15 protein-coding genes are annotated in these 21,288 nt (G+C 56.0%); 7 read left to right on the forward strand and 8 right to left on the reverse strand.

Annotation, left to right across the window (positions count from 1 at the left end; translation table 11 throughout):
• Positions 1–76: 76 nt before the first annotated feature.
• Positions 77–832, forward strand: coding sequence for a HesA/MoeB/ThiF family protein (locus CGZ80_RS08375; protein ID WP_094413284.1), 756 nt, complete (start codon positions 77–79; stop codon positions 830–832).
• Here CGZ80_RS08375 and CGZ80_RS08380 read toward each other — a convergent pair.
• The 5 genes from CGZ80_RS08380 to CGZ80_RS08400 are packed head-to-tail and all read right to left on the reverse strand — an operon-like array spanning position 829 to position 8,821.
• On the reverse strand, positions 829–1,473 hold the full coding sequence (locus tag CGZ80_RS08380) for an ABC transporter ATP-binding protein (protein ID WP_094413286.1): 645 nt from the start codon (positions 1,471–1,473) through the stop codon (positions 829–831). The two genes, CGZ80_RS08375 and CGZ80_RS08380, sit on opposite strands and share 4 nt — an antisense overlap.
• Positions 1,470–2,318 carry an ABC transporter permease gene (locus tag CGZ80_RS08385; RefSeq protein ID WP_198953654.1) on the reverse strand — a complete coding sequence of 283 codons (849 nt, stop codon included), beginning with the start codon at positions 2,316–2,318 and terminating at the stop codon, positions 1,470–1,472. The genes CGZ80_RS08380 and CGZ80_RS08385 overlap by 4 nt, the downstream gene beginning before the upstream one ends.
• Positions 2,315–3,832, reverse strand: a complete 1,518-nt coding sequence (gene modA, locus CGZ80_RS08390) for a molybdate ABC transporter substrate-binding protein (protein WP_094413288.1) — start codon at positions 3,830–3,832, stop codon at positions 2,315–2,317. The genes CGZ80_RS08385 and modA overlap by 4 nt, the downstream gene beginning before the upstream one ends.
• Positions 3,833–3,839: 7 nt before the next feature.
• Positions 3,840–4,865 carry a hypothetical protein gene (locus tag CGZ80_RS08395; protein ID WP_094413290.1) on the reverse strand — a complete coding sequence of 342 codons (1,026 nt, stop codon included), beginning with the start codon at positions 4,863–4,865 and terminating at the stop codon, positions 3,840–3,842.
• Positions 4,862–8,821 carry a PQQ-binding-like beta-propeller repeat protein gene (locus CGZ80_RS08400; protein ID WP_158222609.1) on the reverse strand — a complete coding sequence of 1,320 codons (3,960 nt, stop codon included), beginning with the start codon at positions 8,819–8,821 and terminating at the stop codon, positions 4,862–4,864. Before CGZ80_RS08400 ends, CGZ80_RS08395 begins: the two co-directional genes overlap by 4 nt.
• Positions 8,822–9,702: 881 nt before the next feature.
• Here CGZ80_RS08400 and CGZ80_RS08410 point away from each other — a divergent pair.
• The gene (locus tag CGZ80_RS08410; RefSeq protein ID WP_233148305.1) at positions 9,703–10,281 is read left to right on the forward strand and encodes a type I restriction-modification system subunit M N-terminal domain-containing protein; all 579 of its coding nucleotides are present in this window, start codon (positions 9,703–9,705) and stop codon (positions 10,279–10,281) included.
• Between the two features lie 41 nt (positions 10,282–10,322).
• Positions 10,323–12,206, forward strand: coding sequence for an RNA-binding domain-containing protein (locus tag CGZ80_RS08415; RefSeq protein WP_255407702.1), 1,884 nt, complete (start codon positions 10,323–10,325; stop codon positions 12,204–12,206).
• 177 nt (positions 12,207–12,383) lie between these two features.
• Here CGZ80_RS08415 and trpE read toward each other — a convergent pair whose 3' ends face one another.
• Positions 12,384–13,928: an anthranilate synthase component I gene (gene trpE / locus CGZ80_RS08420; protein ID WP_094413538.1), complete on the reverse strand. Its 1,545-nt coding sequence runs from the start codon at positions 13,926–13,928 to the stop codon at positions 12,384–12,386.
• Positions 13,929–14,507: 579 nt separating this feature from the next.
• Between trpE and CGZ80_RS08425 the strand changes: the two genes are divergently transcribed.
• Both CGZ80_RS08425 and CGZ80_RS08430 read left to right on the forward strand, forming a co-directional pair.
• Positions 14,508–15,035: a UvrB/UvrC motif-containing protein gene (locus CGZ80_RS08425; RefSeq protein ID WP_094413298.1), complete on the forward strand. Its 528-nt coding sequence runs from the start codon at positions 14,508–14,510 to the stop codon at positions 15,033–15,035.
• Positions 15,032–16,123 (forward strand): protein arginine kinase, encoded by a 1,092-nt coding sequence (locus CGZ80_RS08430; protein ID WP_233148306.1) that lies wholly within the window; start codon positions 15,032–15,034, stop codon positions 16,121–16,123. Before CGZ80_RS08425 ends, CGZ80_RS08430 begins: the two co-directional genes overlap by 4 nt.
• 74 nt (positions 16,124–16,197) lie before the next feature.
• Here the strand turns inward: CGZ80_RS08430 and CGZ80_RS08435 are convergent, their stop codons facing one another.
• Positions 16,198–16,662 carry a superoxide dismutase [Ni] gene (locus CGZ80_RS08435; RefSeq protein WP_094413300.1) on the reverse strand — a complete coding sequence of 155 codons (465 nt, stop codon included), beginning with the start codon at positions 16,660–16,662 and terminating at the stop codon, positions 16,198–16,200.
• An 87-nt stretch (positions 16,663–16,749) separates the two neighbouring features.
• Between CGZ80_RS08435 and CGZ80_RS08440 the strand changes: the two genes are divergently transcribed.
• The gene (locus CGZ80_RS08440) at positions 16,750–18,840 is read left to right on the forward strand and encodes an NAD(+) synthase (RefSeq protein WP_094413302.1); all 2,091 of its coding nucleotides are present in this window, start codon (positions 16,750–16,752) and stop codon (positions 18,838–18,840) included.
• Between the two features lie 236 nt (positions 18,841–19,076).
• Complete coding sequence (locus CGZ80_RS08445) at positions 19,077–20,270, forward strand: hypothetical protein (RefSeq protein WP_143543805.1); 1,194 nt, start codon at positions 19,077–19,079, stop codon at positions 20,268–20,270.
• Between the two features lie 12 nt (positions 20,271–20,282).
• Here the strand turns inward: CGZ80_RS08445 and CGZ80_RS08450 are convergent, their stop codons facing one another.
• Positions 20,283–21,137 (reverse strand): DUF6263 family protein, encoded by an 855-nt coding sequence (locus CGZ80_RS08450; RefSeq protein WP_198953655.1) that lies wholly within the window; start codon positions 21,135–21,137, stop codon positions 20,283–20,285.
• Positions 21,138–21,288: the final 151 nt, after the last annotated feature.

A 21,288-nucleotide genomic window follows, 5' to 3' on the forward strand; every position in this document is an offset into this window, starting at 1 on the left:
TAACTAGCATGTGACGGGTCTGACCCGTTACAGTGTTGCTTCAACAACACACCCGTCAGAACTTGTTAGCGAATCCATGACACAGTTGCCACCGCTCACCGACGAAGAACGGGCCACTTACGAGTGGCAAATGTGGGTCGACGACTTTGGCGAAGTGGGCCAACAACGCCTCAAATCGGCATCGGTGATGATCAGCCGTGTCGGCGGCGTCGGCAGTGTCGTCGCGTATGAGCTTGCCGCCGCTGGTGTCGGCAAAATGGTCCTCGCCCACGCGGGCAACGTCAAACCGAGCGATCTGAACCGGCAGCTGCTAATGACGCATGACTGGATCGGTAAACCACGGATCGAATCCGTCAAACGCAGATTACTGGAACTGAATCCGCGATTGGAATTGGTCACATTGGCCGAAAACGTGAGCGAAGACAACGCCGCCGAACTCGCACAACAGGCTGACCTGATCGTCGATTGCGCTCCGCTGTTTCCGGAACGGTTCGCGATGAACCGCCAAGCCGTCGCACTTGGCATTCCCTTGGTCGAATGCGCGATGTACGAACTGGAAGCTCAAATCACATCCATCGTTCCCGGCCAAACCGGTTGTCTGGCCTGTCTGAATCCTGAAGCCCCGCCGACTTGGAAACGTCAATTCCCAGTCTTCGGCGCCGTCTCCGGCACCATCGCATGCATGGCCGCAATGGAAGCGATCAAAACGATCTCGGGCATCGGCGAAACCTTGCAAGGTCGATTGCTGAAAATGGACCTTCGCGACATGAGCTTTCGAAAGCTGAAGTTCGAACGCCGCCCCGATTGCAAAGTCTGTGGCAATCTGAGTTAGTGTTCAAGCACGGCCTCGATTAAGCGTCCATCGTCCAATCGAAAGTGATGATCCCCCAGCACCATCGCTTCTTCGCGATTGTGAGTGACATGTAAAATTGTCACCGACTGCTTCAGTCGCAACAACAGTGTTTGGATCTCACCACGGGTCGTTTCATCGAGCGCACTGAGCGGTTCATCAAGCAGCAGGACCGTCGGGCGAAACGATAACGCCCGGCCCAAGGCGACCCGCTGTGACTCGCCGCCGCTCAAGTTCGCGACGCCACGATTCAGCAATGATTCGATGCCAAGCACCGTCGCCAACTCTTCGATCCGATCGTTGATCTGTTTGACACCCCAGCGACGTAACTTGAGCGCGAACGCGAGATGCTCGGCAACATTCAAGGTTGGAAACAGCGCGAGGTCTTGCGGTACATAGCCGACTTCACGGTCCCCTGGTGCCCATGAAGTCACATCGGTACCGTCGATCAGGATCTGCCCGGAACTGATTTTCCGCAAGCCGCAGATAGCTTCTAGCAATGTCGTTTTTCCGCGACCGGTTCGCCCCATCAAGACAGCATACGCTCCAGTGGGCACGGTCAATTCGATGCGTTCTAGCTGAAATCCGCCCGCAGTGATTGCGACATTCTTCAATTCAATCACGTGTTCAAACCTGTGCCCAGCAAACGCAAAATCAACAACACGACGATTGCCATCGCGACCATCAGCAATGAGACCGCGACCGCCGAGTCGAGCTCGCCGACACTCAATTCCAAAAAGACGGTCGTCGAGAGCACTTCGGTCCGCATCCGCGTCGCACCGGCAAACACCAAGATCGGACCGAACTCGCCCAGCGACCTTGCCCAAGCAATCGTCGTCGCGGCGATCATGCCCCTGCGTGCTTGCGGTAGCGTCACGTTCATGAATGCTTGACCGCGAGTGCAACCGAGCGTTCGGGCGACGTCCTCGGTCCGTGGATCGATTTGGTCAAACGTCACCCGCATCGTTCGGACCGCAAAGGCACAAGCGACCGAGAATTGCGCCAGCACCACCGCCGGCCAACGGTACGTCACCGAAAAACCAAGATCACCAAGAAAACTCTCGAGTTGCCAGTCGCCAATTTTTTGATGAAACAGAATCAGCAGACTGAGCCCCAAGACCAATGGGGGCAGCACAATCGGGATGTCGACGATCGTGTCGATCAGCCAACGAAGCGGGAATCGATAGCGGCTGAGTAGATACCCAAGCGGTACCGCAACCCAAAGGGACAGAATCGCCGCAACGGTGCAACTGGCGATCGTCAATCGCATTGCCGCTTGGATCTCCGGCTTGACTAGTGCGGCATGAAAATCCGATAGCGACGTGAATCGCAAATCGGCAACCAACAACAAGACAATCAGCGTGATGAATGTCGCCGAGATTCCCCCCATCACGAAAAAGAACGGCGCATCGCTTCTTTGCCGGTTCCGTCGTTGATGACTGGGGACCTTTGTTTCCGTCGAACTCATGGACCAGCCGAATCCAATCGCCAACGGAACCCTTCAGCGGCAAAGATATCGCGTGAATCGGCACTAGAAATTTTGCGAAACAGGCGACTGGCCAACTGTGGGTACTCCGATTCCTTTGACACGGCCCAGGGCTGCGTCGCAATACTGCACTCGATCCCTTCGATGCGGATCGCATCCAAGAACTCGGATGCCCCGGCAGCGTTGCTCAGGTAGGCGACTGCCGCGTCTAATGATCCGGTTTGCAATTGATTGACCAACATGTCACCGGTCGGCGTTTGCACCGTCACGTTGGGCATGACTTCGGCCGTGACACCACCTTCGCGGAAGGTATTTTGCGTGATCCATCCCATTGCACATTGCTTTTCATGGCCAATTCCGACACGCAAACCTTCGCGAGACAAATCCTTTAGCGAGTGAATGTTCTTCGGATTTCCCTTCTGCACCATGATTACCAATTCGTTGTTGCTGACCGGAACTGGCTCGGGAAAGAGATCGTGAACTTGATTCATGAACTCTAAGTCACAAGCGAAGTAGGCATCTGGCTTTTGTCCCGCTTTCATCTGCGCAACCAGGATGCCACAACCGTTATAAACTCGATTCACTTTGACGCCTTCACGCTGTTCGAACGCTTGAATCGTCTCTTCGATCGCAGGCCGCAACATCGAACCGGCAAACACGGACAGCTCCGGCGTGTCGGCCCACCGGTCACCGCCATCAACAGTAAAGCCGAACTTGCCATATTCCTGCAATCCGCGATCTCGGGCGGTGACATAGCGTGCGAAGTGCAATGCGGCGGCGGGCTGCTTCGACGATCCAATCACGCCAATCGCAATGTCAGAGGCAGCATCGCTGAGTTCGTCGATCACGACGTAATCGACGTCTTCGAACGTTTTTAAGACAGCGTCGTAAACGATTCCCGCATCGGCGGCACCGATCGCGACATCGCTGGCGACTTCGTTAACGGTCGCTCGTAACGTAGCCGCTTTTGATTCGAGACCTGCCCAAAGGCCTTGTGACTGCAGCACGCGTTTGGTGACCTTGCCGATCGCCGCGGTTTCTGGATTCGCTAATACCAATCGAATGTCTTCGCGTTGCAAATCCTCGATCGAACGAATCCCTTTCGGGTTGTCTTTTGCGACGACAACCACCGCACGCATTTTCGCGAGCGGAAGCGTCTCGGCAACAAGCCCTTTTTCATCTGCCAATTCCAGATAGCTATCGTCAGCCGGCAAGAACAAATCGCCTTGCCCGGCAACTTCGATCGACGAAAGCAACGTTTGCGAAGGTCCGTATTGGACTTCGACTTCGACGCCGTATTCGTCTTGGTAGCGTTGGCGGACCGATTCCATCACCGCTCGGTTGCTTGCGGCACAGAACAACATCACCGACGCATTGTGCCCGTTCTCAGATTCGGTTTGTCGCGAAGCGAGGCTGCCGCCGGAATTGCCCATGACATAGACCAATCCGGCAACCAGCAACCCCGAGCCGAGCATCCAAAGGTAGGTTCGATTCATCAGACGGTTACTTTTTGCGTCCTGGTGGAATCGGCACCAACGTCGGTTGCCGATTGAGCCCTTCTTCGGCGGACCGATCCGGAGGCCGATTTTCAAACCCGCCGAACAATTCGCCTTCCCAATCACAACGGATCATCAGGTCAAACCCTGGGTTTTGTTCCTTCACCTGACAGGAGCATGCACCGGCTAGGAACTTTGTCAGTTCCTGAATCATTGTCGGTGTCGTCTGATCAGCGGCCAAAACCTCCAGCGCTCGACCGCGACCGAACACCGGCACCAAAAGCGGCTCGCTTTGACCAGTCGCGTCGCTGCGGATCCCGGTCAACAGATCCAACAGAAACTGTTCCTGTTCGTCATCCGGATCGATTTCCAAAATACTGAAACGAACGACGAGCGGTACATCGGCATACAACTCCGACCCCGGCAATCCGACGCCCTCCGGAATTTCGACTTCGGACTCAAGCGTCTTGAATGCTTTCTCAAGCATGTCTTTTGCCAAGGCGTTCTTAGCGGCATCCTTCGACCGAATCATCAACCACACAATGCTGTGCCCGGCCAGCAATCGTTGTTGGAGCTCGTTCCGAGCGGGCGATTCAATGACTCGATTCAGATCAATCTCACCAAGGCTTCCTTGCAGATGCGTTGCGACACGTCCTTGCCCGACTTTGGTTTGCACCACCACATACGGCAGTTCGGTCACATCGTCTTTGACTTTGGCCCAAACTCCCGCGTAGGGCTGCGGCAATGAATCGGACGGATCCAGCTGAACGATTTTGGCGTTTAAAGACGCATTCGGCCCCTGTGACAACTGCTGCAAACGCTGAAGCGGTGACGCGGATGCATCCGTGTGGCCACCGGCACCAAACACAATGATTTCGACGTTATCGGGCTGCCACCGTTCGAGTGCGTAACGGAACACCGGAATGTTGCAAGCACTGGCCGACGAAACAAAATTGCCGATCAAGGCAATGGCAACGATCGCGACTCGATTAGTTGCCCAACGAACGGAACGACGATGGTTCAATTGCATCATTGCTTCTCGGCTGTCGATTTGGGGCTCGCAAAACACATCACGCCACCGTCGGTTGTGGACAAAAACAACTGACCGCCCGCTCCTGCCAATCCGTCCCAACTGGGCAGCGACTCGATCGGCAAGTTCTGTTCGATCTTGCCGGTGTCGATGTTGACCGCTAGCAGTTTTGCACCTTCATCACCCATCAGGATTTTGTCTTGATCGGCAAGAAGTTGTTGAACTTGCGGATCGCTTTCGCTCAGCTGCTTGAACGTCTCTTCTTCGTTGATCGAATCGCGAGGGCCGACGATAAACAATTTGTTCCCGGCCAACACCATTCCACGGACATAGATCGGTACTTCTTTTGCCCACTTTGGATCGACCAAGCTGTTGCCTTGGCGTGCGTTGCCGGCTGCTTGTTGACGATTGTTCCTAGCGGCAGGGAACTGGATCCCTTTGCCGAACTTTCCGTCAACGACTTTGCCACCATCGACGGTGCCGCTGTTGCGATGCAAGCTGTGGTCGCGAGCGGTGCCGTCATCAAAGCTGACCGCGAGAACCGCGTCGGGTGAAATCTCGTTGCCGGTTTCATAACGACGACTGATCTGCTCGTCGGTCGCCGCCGAAAAGTACAAACGCACTTCATCGATCACGCCGGCAAACTGGCTGGGTGATTCGTAATCGCCGACTGCAGACATGCTGTCAGCCCCAACGTCCAATCCCTGGGCAGGATCGCTGGCCAGGGTTCCGCCGGCGTCGCCTTCGGAAACGCGTTCACCATCAACGTAAAGCTTCATCTTGCCATCCGATTCCAACACACCAACCAAATGGTGCCAACCACCAATGATCCGCTTCGGAGCGGTGATCGTCGTCAACGCCTTTTTGACACGCACGTGAAATTCTGGCTTGCCGCCTTTCAGCGCGATCGCGAACCCTTCGGTCGGTCCCCCGCGTGCGATCACGACTCCTTGGGGACGCACGGTGGTCACCCAAGCTTCGACGGTGATCGGTTTGCCTTCGGGATTCAGGCTGGCCGTTTTCGGGAACGATGCCGACGGGACACTCGCCCCGCCACCTTGTTTTCGTCCAAAGTCTTCGGGGATTTCGGGTGGGTTTTGTTCCGCGGCAAACAACTGGTGCTCCAGCACCGTCGTCCAGCGCAAGTACTGTGGCTTGCGGCCATAGCCGTACACGTACCCGTTGCCTTTGACCAGGATTCGGCCTGAGGGTGCAAATCGACCGGCTTGATAATAGCCACCGTGTCCACCGGCAAAGCTCTGTCCCATCACCCAATAAGATCGATGGAACCAGGTGTCATCCAAGAAACCCATCGGGGCAAAGATGTGTGCGTCTTCGCCGCGTTGTTTCGAAGCTTGAGTGGCGAAGTCACCGGAGTTGGGACCGATTTCCAAACGGTTCCCATCGAAGTCAAACTTTTGCGACTTCATATACAAGTGCCGTCCGTCGGTGGACAAGATGTCTGGCAGTCCGACAGGCATCTGCAAAATCTGCAAACGTTCTTGGATGTTGTTCCCGGTTTCTGGGTTGGTCTCGTCCAGGATCCGCTCGAACTGTTGCTCGCCGGTGCTGAGATCCAATTTGATCAAACGCAATCCACCGTCAATAAAAATCGAACGTCCCGCGACACAGTACACCGATCCGTCGTGGATCAACACGCTGCCATGGACCGGCCATAGTGACTCGAGTTGTTCGTATGCCATTGCACGACGATCGAGTGGTGCAGCCCGATAGCGCCAAATCAAATCACCTTCGTCGGTCAAACAATAGACTCGACCGTCAGCACATCCGAAGACGACTCGTCCGCGAGACACTGTCGGCGGGGAATCGATCCGTGCGCCGGCGGTGAAGGACCAGATCGTTTGGCCGTCGTTTTCATCGATCGCGTGCAAGGTGTGTTCATCGATTTGCGCGACGTACACTTTGCCATCGGCGATCACCGGTGATGTTAAACGTCCGCCGAAGTTGACTCGCCATTTGGTTTCCAGATTCGGCTCGATCGTTCGGCCAGTCGTGCCGCTGCGATTGGAATCGTGTCGGTAGGTCGGCCAATCATCACGGTTGGCGGCATCCGCAGCCGCAAGATCAGCAGACTGTAGCGCAGTGCCGTAAGCCTCGCCTTTGTATAGACGTCCTTCCTCGGGAACTTCGCTTGGGATCGGACGCGTCGGCGCGACGGGTGCCAAAGCGTTGAACCCATACAGCTTCGCTTCGGGATAACACGCACAGTTGTGCGGCGGTGCATAGGTCAAACCGTTGCACGGCAGCACGCCATACAAACAACCGCCGCGCACCCAGTGGTGAATGTCCCAGTGTTCTTGGTCAGGATTGACAAACTCGATCCCGGTTCGCGACGGCATCAAAAAGTTATCGGTGCCTTTGGCGATGTAGCAACGGTGGTGGAACCAGTAGGTATCGACATCGGGAGCAAATGACTTTTTGACTTCGCCGGTCTTCGGATCACGCCCGGTATAGACGCCCGAGTCCTTGCCACTGGTCAGCGGTGCCAGCCAGACCAATCCGTTGACAACCATCAAGTCCTGCGGGGATTGATAGCCGCTGTTGGGGAAATCGGCATCCCAAAGCCGTTCGCCGCTCTTGGCGTTCAAGCTGATCAACTTGCCATCGCCACCGGCATACAACACGACATCGTCATGCAGCACCAATCGTGGTCCAAAGTTGAACGTAAACGAATCACGTCGTGTGACAGGTTCGCTATCCCAAACACGTTCACCGCTGCGCTGATTCAAACAAACGATCTGCTCCCCGTCGTGAAAGAACACGTTGCCGTCCTTTGCCGACAGCGACAATGGCGAAACCACCGTTTTCGTTGACCACAGACGCTCACCGCTGGCCGCATCAAAGGCCATCAAGATTCGTGGCTCTTCGTTCCAAAAGATGCTTCGTGAACGGGCTTGGTCACCGGTGGTCCCGAACAGCGGTGCGTAGTGTTGCAGTTCTGCCTCGCCTTTGCGGACGACCAAAAACAGCAGATCACCTGTGGAGATGATTTCTTCGGTCGCGTCACTGTCGGCGTACTCTTGCAAGACTTCACCAGTTTCGGCATCGAGTGCCACCAGCGGATCGTTGTATCCGAGCGTCGCGTAAACACGGTCGTCGGTACAGACCAACCGACGTGCCAATTGGCTGGGGCCGCTCTTGAGTGGCCACAAATGTGATTGCCACGTCGCGATATCTTTTTTCCACAGCACACTGCCGTTGAATGCGTCGCGTGCGATCAGTTTCCATTTCGAAGGCAATTGAATCGAAATTCGGCTGCCTTCATCCATGATGTAGAACATTCGCCCGCCAGCGGAAACGAGCGCGCTCATACTGGCCATCCGGTCGTGGTGCCGCGACCATCGGGGACTGCCGACCCACTGCAGGTGACGCGGTGGTGCGACGACATCATCGTGGGCGACCGAATTGCCGGTCGGGTCATGCAGGTAGTGAGTCCACTCATCAATGTTGTCAGGGCGTGGCTTGGTATGCCGTTCCCATTGGTCACCTTGCTTGACCAGCGCGACGCCATTGGGAACCAGCACCCGCATGACTTCGTCCATCGTCACACCGGCCATCGACTCGGCGACCAACAGATTGACCATGTTATCGACATAGGGAAGCTGTTCGCCGGGGAAGCGATCGACCGACACGTCGCCATAGTCACCGCCAGTTCGGATCAACCGGCGCATTTGGTCAACCGCTGCTTCGTCGTTCAGCAACACCTGGACCTGTGCCGAATCGCTGCGTCCGAGAGCCTTGGCAAACTCGGGATCCTGCTTGTCGAGCACGACAAAGAAACCGGCTCGCACGTCGGCTTTCGCCAACACGGCGGCGGCCTGTTCGATCGAGTCCGCTGGATTCTCGGCGGCCCGGACTGCGTTTACGAACGTCAGACCAAACGCCACCAACGCAACAAACGAGTCCCTCAAAGGGAACGGCAAACGGGCTGGCCGCATCGTAAAACTCCGGGCAGGATCGGTGAGAGACGGACAAGCCGTCATTGTAGCGGAGTTTACGAGACGAAACTCAACGCTTGCCCGAGAATACGGTGTGACCAAAACGATGCGGTAGCTGCTTGCCTTCACCGAAACGGATCAGGACCGACCTTTGAGCGAACCGGAGAAAGTCGCGGCAACGGTTCGCGAGATGTTTGACGGGAAAACACCCGTCCGGACCAAAGAACTCGCCGACTTGCGGCAAACCTGCGAAGACCACGAGTTGATCGCCGAGTACGACAAGTTCATCGAGCAGCTCAACGAAGCCCAGCACGAACTAGCAGTAACCGTTCACGGAATCATTGTCGCTCAGCTCTCCGAGCTGATAGCGTGCCCCACAACTGATCCCGCTTCAAGTAATGTGGGGACAACTGGGCAACGTGGCTGCTCAAGGCGCCTTCGGTTCGGAGAACCGAGCGACATTGTCGCTCAGCTCTCCGAGCTGAGAGCGTGCGCCACAAATGATTCTGCTTCAAGTTATGTAAAAACTTTGAGCGACCTACGAACAAAGTTTGAGCCCTCCGAAACGATGGGCAACCCTCCTCCAGGAACGCTTGTCGAAAATCGAAGACCGCCTGCTCGAACCGTAAACGCCACTACCGCTCCTCGTATGATTCACCACCGACCGTCGAAAGGCGGCCGGCCATTCTTGTTGCCTTGCCACTAATTGACAACAACTGCGAGCAACGCGGACAATCCCCCCTCATGACTAAACGTGTCTTGGGGGCAATGACTTCACTCAACGAAACATTGGCAACGCCATGCAAGCCCAACTCGACGAAGTGCCAACGATCGACGAACAGACAAAGCCGACAACACCAAAAACTTAGCAATCGATATCCGTGACTGACAACGACCTCGAACTCCAAACGCTGTGCATTCACCTTGGGGAGTTCGCGAACATCATTCGCGGGCCGGTCGACGCTGCAGATTACAAGACGTACATCTTTCCGCTACTCTTCTTCAAACGCATGTGTGATGTGTACGACGAAGAGTACACCCTCGCGTTGGCTGAGTCGAATGGCGATGAAGACTACGCCTCGTTTGCCGAGAACCATTGCTTCGTGATCCCCGAGGACGCCCACCGGAACGTCGTGAGGGAAACTGGCAGGTACGTCGGCAAGGCGATTCAGGACGCCATGCGGAAGTTGGAGTCGGCCATTGCCCGCATGAACTGCTTTCTGCACGGCGTCGAGGATTTCGAATACGTTTGCGGCGATACGCTCACTGATCCGAAGTTGGTAGGGGGCGATCGGCTGCGACAGTTCGATGTGGTGCTGGCCAATCCGGAAATCGCCGCTCAGCCCGATCGCTCCGACACTTGTGTCTACGAGCTCAGAGCCATTCCGCTGGCCGTCCAAAACGACGGACTGGTTCGCCCGAACGAAGCACTCGCCTGCGGAGGTGGCTGTGGATACTGATCGTCTGCTTGATGCGTTGACGCTGGGGGGAAGACCACGAGATCGAGTTTAAGTCGGCTCGCGGTGGTGTCCCAAAATCCTTGTGGGAGACTTACAGCGCGTTCGCCAATACCGATGGGGGCGTGATTGTTCTCGGTGTAAAGCAACGAAGCGGCAATCGGTTCGAGATTCAGGGACTTGAAAACGCCGAAAAGATTCGGCAGGACTTTTGGAACAACGTCAACAACAAGGCCCACGTTAGTCATAACCTGCTGCGGAACGATTGTGTCCGCGTTGTGCCCGTTGAAGGTAGCGATGTACTGATCATTGAAGTGCCTCGCGCCGATCGGCATCAACGGCCTGTCTTCCTGGGGCCTAATCCGCTGGTCGGCACTTATCGTCGATACCACGAAGGAGATTATCGCTGTGATGACGCCGAAGTGCGTCGGATGCTTTCGGACGCCGAAGAACACTCGGCCGATTCACGCGTCCTGTCAAAGTTCAGCATGGACGACATTCACATTGAGTCTTTGCAGGCTTATCGAAACCGATTTCGATCACGCGATGAAACCCATCCCTGGCTCAACGAAGATGTATCCGGGTTTCTTCGAAAAATTGGCGGCATCCGAAAAGATCGCGATAGTGGCGACGAAGGATTGACCGTCGCTGGCTTGCTGATGTTCGGAAAAGAAGAAGCGATCAAGGACCCGGCAGCGGGCATTCGATTTCAACTCGACTATCGAGATCGTCGCAGCGAAGACCCGAGCGTACGGTGGGTCGATCGCGTCTGGCAGGACGGGACTTGGAACGCCAACCTGTTTCAGTTTTTCTTTCGTGTGTACCCACGTTTGACGGAAGGTTTGAAAATTCCTTTTGGTTACCAAAAGGAACCGGACCCGCAACTTGGCAATGCGGTGATTGTGCGTCGCGATGACACGCTGGTTCATGAAGCAATTCGCGAAGCGATGGTGAACTGCCTAATACACGCTGACTATCGCGGCCAGGGCGGGATCGTGATGGAACATCATTTCGATCGGTTGGAGTTCTCGGACCCCGGAAACCTTCTGGTCTCCTTTGAGCAGCTGATTCGTGGCAGCGTGAGTGAATGCCGCAACGAAACGCTGCAAACCATGTTCACCTTGATCGGTCTTGGTGAAAAAGCCGGATCGGGAATTGACAAGATTCGTGAAGGTTGGAAAAGCGTTCGCTGGCGTTTACCCACTTTAAGTGAACAGTTTCAACCTGACCGCGTGACCGTGACGATGCCGATGGTCAGTCTGTTGCCAGATGCCGCAGTCCAAAAGCTGCGTGGGATTATCGGAGACGAGCTGCAAAGCCTGAACGCTGAAGAAGTTCAGGCCTTGGTGACCGCTGATATCGAAGGTTCCGTCTCCAATTTCCGGCTGCAATCGCTGACCGAACGTCATCCCTCGGACTTAACCAAATTGCAGAAGAACCTGGTTGGACGAGACCTGTTGGAGCGGGACGGCCATGGACGCGGAGCAACTTACAGTTGGTCAGAACGCCTTCGTCATGGTCCGACGCCTTCAAATGGTCCGGAAGGTTCGGGCGCAACTCCGGGCGCAGTGAGGTCGGGTCCGGGCGCAAGCGAGAGTACTCCGGGCGCAACCGAAGCCTCCGTTGAATCGGGATGCCCGCCCGGTCAGGACCCAGCATTGCTAAAGATTGCGTCGCCTGCTCGCGAGAATAAACGACTGCCCCCTGCGAAGATGCAAAACGTGATTTTAAGCCTGTGCCGAGATCGGGAGCTAACAGGACGTGACATTGCTGAACTCTTGCAACGCAACCAGGACCGTGTTCTGAAAAGCTACATTCGACCGATGGTTGAGAAAGGGCTGCTGAAACGGACTTACCCAGATGACCCAAACCACCCGCAACAGGCATATCGGAGCGATGCTCCAGATCAACGGGAGCTGTTTGAATAACTTTCACCGAAGCCGACACCATCGAGCAGATGATCCTCGAAGGCGCCTCCCGAATGCTGTCTGATTGGCGAACCCAGCGACGGTGGCCCACGCAAATGGCGTTTCCCACCCGGCACGATCCGCATCGGTGGCAACTTGCCCCTACTGGCTCGTTCTACGAGCGGAACTCCGCTTGTTTCAGCGATCGCCTAAACGCTGGACGGTCAATTCGATCGCCGTGATCAGCGCACGGGCCTTGTTCATTGTTTCGTCGTACTCGGCGTCCGGATCGCTGTCAGCTACCACGCCGCATCCGGCTTGGACATAGACCGTGCCATCCTTGATCACCATCGTACGCAGTGCGATGCAGGTATCCATGTTCCCACGGTAGTCGACCCAGCCGACGGCACCGGCATACGGGCCACGGCGGTGTGGTTCGATTTGGTCGATGATCTCCATCGCGCGAACTTTTGGTGCACCCGAAACCGTTCCGGCGGGCAAAGCGGCTTTCAGTGCATCGAACGCATCGAGGCCTTCACGCAGTTTCCCTTGGACTTCGCTGCTGATGTGCATCACGTGGCTGTAACGTTCGACGACCATGATTTCGGTCAGGTCGATCGTTCCAAATTCGGCAACGCGCCCCACATCGTTTCGTCCCAAGTCGACCAGCATGACGTGCTCGGCACGCTCTTTCGGATCGGCCAGCAACTCACGTTCGAGTGCTTTGTCTTCCTTTTCGGTCTGGCCGCGTTTACGTGTGCCGGCAAGCGGCCGCACGGTCACAACTTGGTCTTCGACACGGCACATGATCTCTGGCGAGCAGCCGACCAACACGCAGTCACCGGTTCGCAAATAGAACATGAACGGGCTGGGATTAACGACTCGCAGTGAACGATAGATTTCGAGCGGATCGACATCGGTTTTGACAGACAACCGCTGGCTGGGAACGACTTGAAAGATATCGCCGGCGCGGATGTATTCGACACATTGGCGAACGGCATCGCCAAAGGTTTCGCGGGTGAAATTCGATGTGATTTCCAAGGGGCTTTCTTTCGCCGCCTGACGCCAGACCGATTCGTCCCATGCGGCCGGCAAGAATTGTCCGCCACCGGTTCCCATCAATCGGTCGATCGTTTCGTCGACTTGGCTGGCGGCCTCTTGGTAAGTGCTCTCGGCATCCGCCGCTTTCTCGATACCACGACAATCGGCAAGCGTCACCACGGTGATTGTCTTGTCGACATGATCGAACACACACACTGTGTGATAAAACGCAAAGTCTAGGTCCGGGATCCCGCGGTCGTCTTCCGGTGCGTTGGGCAGGTCTTCGACGTAACGCACGACGTCGTAGCCCGCATAGCCGATCGCCCCACCAACAAACGGAGGCAATTCATCCAGCTGCGCGACGGTCTTGTCGAGGTACTTGCGGAACGCATTGAGCGGATCGGGGTCGTCAAACTCCTGAACCACCTTGGCCTGTTGCAGATCCGTGACGCTGACCTTTTGTCGGGTAGCCGCAAAACGCAAGATCGGGTCCGCCGCCAAGAAGCTGTATCGGCCAACCTTTTCGCCACCGATCACACTTTCGAACAAGCACGCGCCGCCGCCCCCAGTTTTTGAAGACGAATCCAATCGACGAAAGGCCGTGACCGGGGTCAGCGCGTCGCTGAGCAATCGACGGTAAACGGGGACAAAATCATATTCCGTCGCCAGTGCAGCAAACGCGTTGGGGGTAGGGTGATGCATCGACAGATGAAAACAGTTGCGGGACGACTGGAATGGACTCGATCGGTTGAGGGTTTTGTCAGCGTGTAATACACGCAAACTTGCCTCGTTTTTCGGATTTTTTTCCGATGAATAGCCGCTAGTGTCGTCGCCGAGGCGGCCGACGTGTAGGGGGCTGACGTGCGGAAGACGCCCCACCCGGACAAAAGGTTCGTCCGCAACCGGCAAGGCTGGATTCGCTAGCAACCGTTGGCGAGCATGATTGCGAAAGCCTGGTCACGACAACGAGCGATTTCCCCGAAGGTGATTCCAAGGATTCCCACCGACAGGGCTGATGTTGTGACACATGGCACCCCGACAATTGGTACTGGGTTGGTTTTGGATTAGGCGAGCGATAGAATCGAACGAGGCGGATCACGAATTCAAGCGGGTTTCAAGTCCCGCTCTGCTTCTCTCCCCGAGTCGCGACCGGTCGACCAACTCGACAGTTGCCAACTCGGTTCAATCGAACCTGCGGGCGGAGAAGGCTCCGCCATTTAATGCTTGGACGCCGGCGTTTGATGCCGCCGGCAATCGTTGCGACAGACCCGGTAGCAGACCATGAAGTGCCAATTTTGTGAAAAACCGGCGACCTTTCACATCACCGAACTGACCGAACCGACCGGCCCTCAGGTGATGCATCTCTGCGAAGAACACGCCAAAGGCTTTCTTCACAAAGGGGCAAGCTCGCCGATGGCCGCCATCGCCACAGCACTCGCCAAGCAGCTGGAACAGAGCGGCGACGACCTCGAAGAACTCGACCAAAAAGAATGCCCTGTCTGTGGGATCACGTTCAAAGAATTTCGCAACAGCGGACGATTGGGCTGCCCTTACGATTACACCCACTTCGAATCCGACCTGCGGCCGCTGTTGGTCAACGTTCACGACCGAACCGAGCACCTTGGCAAAAGCCCACACCGTTCCGCCGGCACAGCGGACTCGCTCGCGAGAATGATCAAATTACGCAGCGAGATGGACGAAGCGATCAAACAAGAAGACTACGAACGCGCATCCGAAATACGCGACGAATTGAAATCCATGGCCGCCCCGATGCAGCCACCCCACTCTGATACGGACGACCAATCGTGAAACGTGATGCTGACTTTCAACAGCTCGCACGCTACACCGGTGAATGGATGCGAGGCGAAGGCCCCGAATCGGACATCGTGATCAGCACGCGTGTTCGACTGGCCCGCAACCTAGCCGATTTTCCATTTATCCGACGCTGTAGCGACGATGACCGATTGAGCATCGAACGGACTGTCCGCGCGCGCATGGAAACGATCGCCGACCGCCTTTGGGAATCGGCCCAATACGTCGATCTGGAACCGCTTTCGGAAATCGACCGACAACTGCTCGTCGAGCGGCAACTGATCAGCCGCGAAATCGCCGAATCCGAAGGCTCACGCGCCGTCGCGTTTGATGCCAGCGAAGGCTATAGCGTGATGATCAACGAAGAAGACCACCTGCGCATCCAAGTCATGCGCAGCGGTCTGGACGTCGAAAACACCTGGAAACAGGTCAACCGCATCGATGACATGCTCGAAGAAGTCATGCTGTATGCGTTTCATCCACGCTATGGCTACCTGACAGCGTGCCCAACCAATGTCGGGACCGGATTGCGAGTCAGCGTGATGCTGCACCTGCCCGCGTTGGTCATCACCGAACAGATGGATCGAGTCTTTCGCAGCATGCAACGCATCAACGTCACCGTGCGTGGCTTGTACGGTGAAGGCTCGCAATACACCGGCGATTTTTACCAAGTCAGCAACCAAGTCACTCTCGGTTACACCGAAGCAGAATTACTGGACTTGGTCGGCAAAGAAGTCGCACCGCGGATCATTGAGTACGAACGCAAAGCCCGCGAAGCCTTGCTAAAGAACAACCGAGATGACTTGCACGACGAAGTCAGCCGCGCGATGGGGATCCTCAGCACGGCGCGAAAGATCAGCAGCGAAGAAACGATGCACCATCTTTCAAAGATCCGCTTGGGCATCAGCATGGGGCTGATCGAAAAGCCAAACGTCAAGATCATCAACCAACTGTTCTTGCAGTCCCAGTCGGCGCACTTGCAAAAACTGCAAGGCCGAATTCTGGGGACCGCCGAACGTCACGCGCGTCGTGCCAGTTTTCTGCAACAGCATCTGTCTGGCAAAGACGACGCGACGTGGAACTAAGTAAACACTGGCCGCGTCGCAACGATCGCGGCCGTCATTGTTGCACCATCACGCCAACAGCGTGATGGTCGCGACTAGTGAGTGTGCTCGAAGTCAGGCTCTTTGCCTTCGTAAGCACGATAAAAATCGAAAATCGCTTTTTCCAGTGCCTTCGCGGTCGCGGGATCAGCGGATTGTTTGCACTTCATTGCGGCAACCATGACGCCATGGGCGGCGGTCAGTTTCTTGGTGTAGTTGTCGCCGTCAGCTTTGATTCGCTGAGCCATGAAGTAAGCGGCGATGGTGTTTTGGATCTTGGTCGCGTGATCTTCTTTGGTGGAAACCCAACGGGCCGCTTGGTTGATCGCTTGCGCCTCTTTCAGGCTTCCGTCGGCGATCTTGTTGATCTCCAGTTGCGCCTTCGAAATGGTGTGCTCGTCTTCAAGCATTTGCTCGAAACGCATTTGGTCGCCGTAAATCCCGCAAGGAACTTGGCAGTGAGCCATTGCGATCGAGGCGGTGAACATCATTGCCAACGATGCAGTCAAAAATCTAGTCATGTTCTGTTTCTTGGTGGTGGGGTATCACTCGAATTCGTGGGGTCACGACCGTTCCGTCATGGCCGCGACGGTCCAAGATTATAGCTGATGGGAAGTCGTCGGGCCGAAGGGGGCACACTACAATGTCGTCGATTGTGCCACCAAATTAACGTTCCCCCCATCTATCGCGACGACTTGCATCACGACACCGAAGTATTCGAACACGGGATTTTCCGCGTCCTCGCTGCGGCACCGTCGGTGACCGTCGGAAACCCTCAAGAAAACGTTGACGCGATGGTTTCGATCATCGAATCGGCAAAGTCCGACTTGATCGTTTTCCCGGAACTCGCCCTCACCGGTTACACCTGCGGGGATCTGTTCGGATGCAAATGGCTGCTCGACGCCGCCGAACGACAACTGCAACTTCTTGCCGACCGCAGCCGGAAATCTCCCGCCGCCATCGTCGTCGGTACGCCATTGAGGGTGCAGGACTCTTTGATGAATGTCGCGGCAGTGATTCATCAAGGCACCATCATCGGGTTCGTTCCCAAATCGTTTTTGCCGACCTATCGCGAGTTTTATGAAGGCAGACACTTTCGCGCCTCCAGCCCTGGTGATCCAAATGAAGTCCACTTCGGAGGCCAACCCGTTCCCTTCGGCAGCGATCTGATCTTCCACTTCGGCGAAGCGGTTCTGGGGATCGAAATCTGCGAGGACCTTTGGACGCCGCTCCCGCCGAGCGGATACCAAGCCGTCGCCGGTGCCAATGTCCTGATCAATCTGTCGGCTTCGAATGAAACGATTGGCAAAGCCGAATGGCGGCGCGACCTTGTTCGATCACAATCGGGTCGCTGCATCGCGGGATATGTGTATGCGTCCGCTGGCCCCGGCGAATCAACCTCGGATCTCGTGTTTGGTGGTCACTGCTTGATTGCCGAGAACGGAAGCCTGGTCGGACAATCGCGACGCATCGGCGATGGGCAGAGCCCCGCCTATGTCAATCAAACCGAGATATGCTGCGACCTGGACCTGCAACGTCTTGCCCACGATCGCCGCGTCGTCGGTTCATTCGATGACGCGATCGACCACACCGTACGCACGTTCCGCCATGTCCATCTGCAAAAGCTTGCCGAGCGAACCGCGCCGGCAACTCTGAAGCGACATGTCGATGCGCATCCATTTGTGCCGTCAAAGTCAGAGGAACTGTCCGACCGCTGTGCAGAGATTTTTGCGGTTCAGTCGGCGGGTTTGGTCAAGCGACTGTCCTGCTTGTCGCCATCAACGCCACTTGCGATCGGCATCTCCGGGGGACTCGATAGCACGCTGGCATTACTCGTCGCACTTCATGCGGTCGACGCCGCGAAGTGGCCACGCAGCAGCATCATCGGGATCACGATGCCCGGTTTTGGCACCACCAAGCACACCAAAACCAGTGCCGATCTGCTGATCGAACAAACCGGGATCACTGGTGAATGCATCGAGATCCGGCAGTTGTGTTTGGACACGTTCCGCTCGCTCGGGCACTCGCCGCTAGGAATCACCATCGACGACCAAACGACGGTGGAGTCGTTGCAAACGCAGCTCAATCAAATGCCTGACGACGCAGCCGATCTGACGTTTGAAAACGTTCAAGCCCGAATTCGTACGATGCTGCTGATGAATCGTGGCTTTGTGCTTGGCACCGGCGACATGAGCGAACAGGCACTCGGCTGGTCAACGTACAACGCCGATCACATGTCGATGTACAACGTCAACACATCGATCCCCAAAACGCTGGTACGGTTCCTGGTCCGCTTTGCGGCAGACCATCACTTCACCGGCGAAACGACAGAGCTGCTTCACCGAATTGCGGACACACCGATCTCCCCAGAATTGCTGCCCCCCGGCCCTGACGGTTCGATCCGACAAAATACAGAGGCATCGATTGGGGCCTACGAGCTGCACGATTTCTTTCTGTATCAGTTTGTCCGCAACGGGTTCGATCGCGAGAAAGTGCTCTACCTGGCCAAGCAGGCGACCTTCGATTCGACCTATGACGCAAAAACGATCGAGTCGACGTTGGACCAATTCGCCGTGCGTTTTTTTCGCAACCAGTTCAAACGGAACTGTGTCCCCGACGGCCCCAAGGTCGGCTCTGTAAGCTTGTCGCCACGCGGGGACTGGCGGATGCCTAGTGATGCCGACCACCGGGCGTTCTAATCGAAACCGCTCTCATCAGGCAAAGTTTGACGGTTGTGCCCAAGTGAGCTTCTGTTCGGAATCGCCAGCTCGTTCGCTTGCCGACGATTACGTCTATTCCCCGATGGCTTGATTCGATTTTGCCATCAAACCAGATAGATGACGTTCGGCGACGTCTCGCGCAATGTCGACGCAAATGAATGCATCAATGATTTAATGATCACGCTCGACTCATGAAATCACGCAAGGAAGCGTCCATGGCGGAAAAAACCCTCATCAATCGACAGTCGCGGTATGTGCTCGCTCTGGCTCTCGCCGTCGCGTCTGGCCACTGCGCAGCGGCAGCACCGGTCGAATCCGGGATGCAGGAAACGGGTGCCAAAGCACTACGTCCTCTGCTGTCTCCCGCACCGGCAACGTCCAGTCTGCAGGACGTCGCCGAAAAACCGGTTAACAGCGACATAGCGGGTGTCACACGGATCAATCGCTTCGTCGAGCTGCATCAATACGATCATCGCCCCACGCAGTTGCGACACTCGACGCCGTCGTTTCAAGTCGCACAGCGTACTGCCACGATCACGCCGGAAGAATCCCCGACGGGAGTCGTCCGTCGCAACCCAATGGTCGTCGACGCGCCACCGAAGCTGCACCAATTTCATGTCGACGACAATCAGCTGAAAATTCCTGTCGACCCCCATCATCAACCGCTCGCTGGCGCCCTCGTTGTTCGGCAACCAGAGCTGCCAGAACGCACCGTCGACGATATTGACGAAGTGGTGGAGTTGCTTTCCGAAGGCAATGATCCCACATTCGATGCGCGTTCAACAGCGAATGCCAACGGTTTCGGGATGATGGCGATTGATCAAATCGGCAGTCACCTTTCGGTCCCACCCGATGCGTTTCGCGAGGAACTGGAGCCGTTTGTTCCGAGGGAGAACAACCTAGCGGAAGTGATCCGGTCGCAATCGGTCAGCGCTGTTGAACTTCGCCCCGAGCCTGCTTTGCAACATGCGACCGACGCACAGACGAAGGTCGCCAAGGTCGTTGATGACATGCAAATTGCTGACGTGGTTCATTTGAACGAACACGCTCAGCCGCTGCCTATCGCGAGGACGAGCAAATCGGATGCGATGCCATCTGCATCTGCGGCAAATGTAGAAAGCGATCCGTCAGAAACGACAGAGCCTTTGTTTGCAGGCATGGCAGATCAGTTTGGCATTACAGAGAGCGATGTACCTGAACCGGAGCGTGTCGCAACACGCTTGTCGCCGACGACACCGGCAATCGCTGATCAAACCGAACCGGCTTCGCCGTCGTTCGTCCAACGGTTTTCCAGTTGGACCAAGCGACTGGGGCATGACAAGACACAAGCTCAACCGGCAACGGCAAAGATCCCACCACGAAAAAGCGGCGGGATCCTAAGCGGCTTCTGGCAACCGAAAAACGATTAGAAAAGCTTGTGATTAACGACGTGCAGTACGTGGCACGTCGTCGAGCAATTCTTCGTTCATTCGAGCACGGTACTCCATCAAGCTATTCGCCCCTTGGAATCCGACAACGGTCTCGTCCCAAGTCAGTTCCTTGCTGATCATGTGACCGGCATCGAGATCGAACTTGATCGTCCCATTGCTCAACTGCTGAACGACTTGTGCACGTACTGACTCTTCTTTGATCGGTGTCAGCAGTTCACTTCGAATCGAAAGCGTCGCGACGCCAGCCTTGACCTTTTCGAGTGTGTACAGTTCGCGAATTTTGATCGGCTTGACCAAGCCGTCGTCGGTGCGGGCTTTGATCTCACGTGGGATCGACCAAGATTCGCCGATGGCAATTGGCTCTTCGGGAAGCGCCAAGGTCAACGATCCCATTCCCAGTGATGCTTTACTGCCGCCGTTGTCTTCGCGAGCGGTTTCTTGTCCACGTGCGTTGACCGAAATGGTCGACAACGTCTTTCCGATCTGCTCGGCAACTTTCGAAAACTGAACCGGTGCTTCATCACCCGAAGTGCTCGACCAGCGAATCTCTTCTTGTTCGCCTTGCTGCTGAGTCATTTCGACCGAATCGACCACGTGATCGAATGTCATGTCGTTGTCGTCGCCTTTTGTCACATCCCAGTAGCGACGGCTGACCGTATGGACCTGCGAAACCTCTTCTTGGCCTTGCAGTCGTGTTTTAGTTTTGGCCACGTGCGTGACTTCGTAGTTCAGCCGTTGTCCCGTCTGAAGCGAGTAACGCAGGGTGTATTTTTCTGGTGCGTCCTCGGCAAAGGTAGGCGAAACTTGAAGGGCGACGATCGTCAGAAGGACAAGTATTCGAGCCACGGTTGCAGGTCTCCATTCGAATGGCGGGCGGGTACACCAAAGGCATCATGCCGACTAATGACCGTGAAACTCGCAGAATCACTGGATGGCCGCAAGACGGATCTCTGGGACCTCTCGACGAAATCTGACGCGGAAAGCTTGCAGCTTGGGG

The sequence above is a fragment of the Rhodopirellula sp. MGV genome (genome assembly GCF_002251265.1).
Lineage (GTDB): Bacteria > Planctomycetota > Planctomycetia > Pirellulales > Pirellulaceae > Stieleria > Stieleria baltica_A.

What these genes read in the sequence shown, in the direction of transcription:
- CGZ80_RS08375 (WP_094413284.1), top strand. Translation starts at nt 77, where the DNA reads ATGACACAGTTGCCACCGCTCACCGACGAAGAACGGGCCACTTACGAG.
- CGZ80_RS08385 (WP_198953654.1), bottom strand. Translation starts at nt 2,318, where the DNA reads ATGAGTTCGACGGAAACAAAGGTCCCCAGTCATCAACGACGGAACCGG.
- modA (WP_094413288.1), bottom strand. Translation starts at nt 3,832, where the DNA reads ATGAATCGAACCTACCTTTGGATGCTCGGCTCGGGGTTGCTGGTTGCC.
- CGZ80_RS08395 (WP_094413290.1), bottom strand. Translation starts at nt 4,865, where the DNA reads ATGATGCAATTGAACCATCGTCGTTCCGTTCGTTGGGCAACTAATCGA.
- CGZ80_RS08400 (WP_158222609.1), bottom strand. Translation starts at nt 8,821, where the DNA reads ATGCGGCCAGCCCGTTTGCCGTTCCCTTTGAGGGACTCGTTTGTTGCG.
- trpE (WP_094413538.1), bottom strand. Translation starts at nt 13,928, where the DNA reads ATGCATCACCCTACCCCCAACGCGTTTGCTGCACTGGCGACGGAATAT.
- CGZ80_RS08425 (WP_094413298.1), top strand. Translation starts at nt 14,508, where the DNA reads ATGAAGTGCCAATTTTGTGAAAAACCGGCGACCTTTCACATCACCGAA.
- CGZ80_RS08435 (WP_094413300.1), bottom strand. Translation starts at nt 16,662, where the DNA reads ATGACTAGATTTTTGACTGCATCGTTGGCAATGATGTTCACCGCCTCG.
- CGZ80_RS08440 (WP_094413302.1), top strand. Translation starts at nt 16,750, where the DNA reads ATGGGAAGTCGTCGGGCCGAAGGGGGCACACTACAATGTCGTCGATTG.
- CGZ80_RS08445 (WP_143543805.1), top strand. Translation starts at nt 19,077, where the DNA reads ATGGCGGAAAAAACCCTCATCAATCGACAGTCGCGGTATGTGCTCGCT.